The 234-nt window shown below is 40.2% G+C and carries 1 tRNA gene; it reads left to right on the top strand.

Features of this window, described 5'->3' with window-relative positions:
* Window positions 1-156 precede the first annotated feature (156 nt).
* Window positions 157-233, top strand: a tRNA-Ile gene (locus tag KJR01_RS10135).
* Window position 234 lies beyond the last annotated feature (1 nt).

Here is a 234-nt window from a genome sequence, read left to right as displayed (position 1 = left end):
CCGTAGGAGAACCTGCGGTTGGATCACCTCCTTTCTAGAGTACATACTCTTTAACTCACACTAAAGAGTAATAATAAATATTTCAAGAGCTCTTGAGAGCTTGTTTGGATATCAAAGGTTGAAATGAAATAAGATAACAATAATTCTACTTCTTAAGGGCCTATAGCTCAGCTGGTTAGAGTGCACCCCTGATAAGGGTGAGGTCACAAGTTCAAGTCTTGTTAGGCCCACCAT

This window comes from Campylobacter sp. 2018MI10 (assembly GCF_018501175.1).
In the GTDB taxonomy this organism is placed as follows: Bacteria; Campylobacterota; Campylobacteria; order Campylobacterales; family Campylobacteraceae; genus Campylobacter_E.
This window is presented reverse-complemented; position numbering and strand designations above follow the sequence as displayed.